The sequence below is a fragment of the Sphingomonas bacterium genome, from assembly GCF_903643065.1.
Lineage (GTDB): Bacteria > Pseudomonadota > Alphaproteobacteria > Sphingomonadales > Sphingomonadaceae > Sphingomonas.
The window spans coordinates 1-2728 of record NZ_CAHJWX010000438.1; the positions used below are offsets into that span (position 1 = coordinate 1).

The window sequence follows — 2728 nt, forward strand, 5'->3', positions numbered from 1 at the left end:
AGCGCGTCCGTCGCGCGCAACTCGCCCGCCTGCACCGCGCGTTGCGTCAGCAGCCAGGCGATGACGTGCATCAGCCGCGTCGTCACCTTGAGCGACTCACACGAGAAGCCGATGCGCGCGAGCGGCGCCAGCCGGTCCCGCTCCGCCCGCCCCACCTCGTCGAAATAATCGCGCGCCTCGTCCGCGAGCAGCAAAGCCTCCATATGCAGCGCGTCGATCAGCCGCCGATGGAGATGCGAGTCGGGCAGGCCGGACATGCCACCCGCCCTGCCATGCGCGCGCGCCTCTCGCCAGCGCGGCCTTAAGAGGCCTGTCCCGCGCTGACACCGTTCACGCGATGATGTCGGGGATCAGCTGGCCCTCCAGCATCGCGATCTCGTCGCGCAACGACAACTTGCGCTTCTTAAGCCGCGCGAGCCCCAGCTGGTCGATCGGCGGCGCGCCGGCTAGCGCGGCGATCGTCGCGTCCAGATCGCGATGCGCCTCGCGCGCCGCGCCCAGCCGCGCCCGTGTCAGCGCCTCATCCATCGCCACCCCCGTTTGCCGGGCGCATAGCCCGGTGCGGCGCCCCCCACAACGGATCGTCGCCGCGACCGGGCGGGTCGTCGCACCGGCCCCAGGCCCCGCGCGACTTGAACGCGTTCGGCGCGTTGCTAGCCTCTCCCTTCCTCCCGAGGAGTTCACCACGATGGCGTCGACGCATCAGGCCGCTCTGGAAACCAAGCACGCCACCCTGGACCGGCGCCTCGCCGAGGAGAGCGCGCGCCCGCACCCCGATTCGACCCTGGTCGCCGACCTCAAGAAGCAGAAGCTGAAGCTCAAGGAGGAGATCGGGCGAGACTAACCCGGCCTTCCGCGAGGCGGCCTAACCCCGGCCGAGCAGCGGCTTCGCGTAATCGGGCGTCGAAGGTCCCTGCCCTACCGGCTTGCGCGCGCGGCGGGGATCGATCGGCCGATCGAGCGCGATCCCGATCCGCCCGCGCGTGCACCAGGCGACCTTGCCCGTCAGGTCGCCCAGCCCGCGGATCTGGAGCGACACCGTCGTGCCGGGCTCCACCACATGGTCCAGCTCGATCATCAGCCCCTCGGCCGACAGGTTGCGCACGCGCGCGTCGTGCACGCCGATCACGCCGGCGATCGATACCCGCGCGCTCAGGTACAGACTGTCGCGCCGACGCGCGCGCCCGTCCCCCGCGCCTTGCACCGCCGTCGTCTCGCCGGGCAGGCCGCCCACGTCCACCATCGCGTCCCGTGCTCCCGTCCCAGGCCCCGCTCTAAGCCAAGCGGGGTTACCCGGACCCTAACGCTTATGCCTCGCGCGACGACCGCTCGTGGCGCTCATGGCGCGCCTGCGCCTCGACCGTCATCGTCGCGACGGGGCGCGCCTCCAGCCGCGCGAGGCCGATCGGCTCGCCCGTCACCTCGCAATAGCCGTATTCGCCCGCGTCGATCCGGCGCAGCGCCGACTCGATCTTGCTGATCAGCTTGCGCTGGCGATCGCGCGTGCGCAGCTCGATCGACCAGTCGGTCTCGCTCGCCGCGCGATCGGTCAGGTCCGCCTCGCGCAACGGCCCGATCTGCAGCTGCGACAGCGTATCCTGCGATTCGCGCAGGATCGAATCCTTCCACGCCAACAGCTTGCGCCGGAAATAGGTCTGTTGCGTCAGGCTCATGAACGGCTCGTCGACGGAGGGGCGACAGCCCGGCTCCGCGTCGTTCGCCGCGATCAGATCCGTCGTGTCGATCCGCTGCAATACCGTCGCCATCGCGCCCTCCCTCCGGCCGGCCCTGGCGCTGGACCCACCCCGGCCAGCACCCACGCACCGCCACGTCGCCCCGCGCCGGGCCTATAAATAAAGGTTAGGAAACCGACAAGCGCACGGTAACATCGCCGTCATATCGGCGGGCTGGTGTCGCTTCGTTGCATCACCCGGGCGGGCCGGCTCGAACCCGGCACGTCCAGCCCGCATGCCGCAAGGCCCGGCGATGAGCCAGGGAAGCGAGCCTGACCCCACCGGGGCAAGCGAAGCGCGGATGGATCAGGTTAGGCCGCCTTCAACGCTGCCTCGATCTGGTCGATCGGGTGCCCGGTCAGGTCCTTGGCCAGCTCGCCGACGACCCGCTTCGCCACCTCGGAATGATAGTGTTTGCGCAGCTCGCCCAGCGTCTTGGGCGGCGCCACCACCACCAGCGCGTCATATTGATGCGCCAGCGCGCGCGTCTTCAGCAGGTCCGCCGCTGTCGCCGCGAACCGGTCTTCCTCCAGCTGGTGGAAATCGGTCGGCTCGACCGAGCTGCCCGTCCGAGCGGTGCCGCCCGCCGGGGTGGTCGAGGAGGCGCGGCCCGCCGCGTCGGTCGCCTGGTCGCGCGTCGCCGGATTGGGATGTTCCTCCGCCTGTTCCACCGTCAGATTGGGATGCGCCGCATCGCCCTCGTTACGCAGGAACAGCAGCTTGCGCCCGTCGGCGACGAGCACGACGATGTTGTGGGCCAGTTCCATGCGATCTTCTCCAGTCGGTTCGGCTGCCCAACGCCCCCGCCCCGCGCGGGTTGCGCGGCTCCACCCGCCCCGCCATAGCCCGCCCGCCATGCACGACATTCGCCCATGCACGACATAAAGAGCGTCCGCGACGATCCCGCCGCCTTTGACGCCGCGCTCGCCCGCCGCGGCGTCGCGCCGGCGTCAGCGGCGCTGCTCGCGCTGGACGAACGCCGCCGGGCCATGATC

7 protein-coding genes are annotated in these 2728 nt (G+C 70.7%); 2 read left to right on the forward strand and 5 right to left on the reverse strand.

Features of this window, described 5'->3' with window-relative positions; all coding sequences use genetic code 11:
- Both HUU95_RS13520 and HUU95_RS13525 read right to left on the reverse strand, forming a co-directional pair.
- A partial coding sequence (locus HUU95_RS13520; RefSeq protein ID WP_174280580.1) for a DUF1465 family protein occupies window positions 1-257 on the reverse strand: 257 nt, incomplete at its 3' end.
- 73 nt (window positions 258-330) lie between these two features.
- The gene (locus HUU95_RS13525; RefSeq protein ID WP_174280581.1) at window positions 331-528 is read right to left on the reverse strand and encodes a YdcH family protein; all 198 of its coding nucleotides are present in this window, start codon (window positions 526-528) and stop codon (window positions 331-333) included.
- 160 nt (window positions 529-688) lie between these two features.
- On the opposite strand from HUU95_RS13525, the gene HUU95_RS13530 reads away from it, so the two are divergent.
- Window positions 689-844, forward strand: coding sequence for a DUF465 domain-containing protein (locus HUU95_RS13530; protein WP_174280582.1), 156 nt, complete (start codon window positions 689-691; stop codon window positions 842-844).
- Between the two features lie 21 nt (window positions 845-865).
- On the opposite strand, the gene HUU95_RS13535 is transcribed toward HUU95_RS13530, so the two are convergent.
- The 3 genes from HUU95_RS13535 to HUU95_RS13545 all read right to left on the reverse strand — a co-directional run bounded on the left by HUU95_RS13535 (window position 866) and on the right by HUU95_RS13545 (window position 2500).
- Window positions 866-1240 carry a PilZ domain-containing protein gene (locus tag HUU95_RS13535; protein ID WP_174280583.1) on the reverse strand — a complete coding sequence of 125 codons (375 nt, stop codon included), beginning with the start codon at window positions 1238-1240 and terminating at the stop codon, window positions 866-868.
- 67 nt (window positions 1241-1307) lie between these two features.
- On the reverse strand, window positions 1308-1766 hold the full coding sequence (gene dksA / locus HUU95_RS13540; protein ID WP_174280584.1) for an RNA polymerase-binding protein DksA: 459 nt from the start codon (window positions 1764-1766) through the stop codon (window positions 1308-1310).
- A gap of 278 nt (window positions 1767-2044) precedes the next feature.
- A complete protein-coding gene (locus HUU95_RS13545) occupies window positions 2045-2500 on the reverse strand; it encodes a host attachment family protein (RefSeq protein WP_174280585.1) in 456 nt (151 codons plus the stop codon).
- Between the two features lie 105 nt (window positions 2501-2605).
- Between HUU95_RS13545 and HUU95_RS13550 the strand changes: the two genes are divergently transcribed.
- On the forward strand, window positions 2606-2728 hold a 123-nt coding region (locus HUU95_RS13550; RefSeq protein WP_174280586.1), incomplete at its 3' end, for a hypothetical protein.

Bases quoted from the DNA above. Each gene is read 5' to 3' on its own strand.
- HUU95_RS13525 (WP_174280581.1), bottom strand. From the start codon at position 528: ATGGATGAGGCGCTGACACGGGCGCGGCTGGGCGCGGCGCGCGAGGCG.
- HUU95_RS13530 (WP_174280582.1), top strand. From the start codon at position 689: ATGGCGTCGACGCATCAGGCCGCTCTGGAAACCAAGCACGCCACCCTG.
- dksA (WP_174280584.1), bottom strand. From the start codon at position 1,766: ATGGCGACGGTATTGCAGCGGATCGACACGACGGATCTGATCGCGGCG.
- HUU95_RS13545 (WP_174280585.1), bottom strand. From the start codon at position 2,500: ATGGAACTGGCCCACAACATCGTCGTGCTCGTCGCCGACGGGCGCAAG.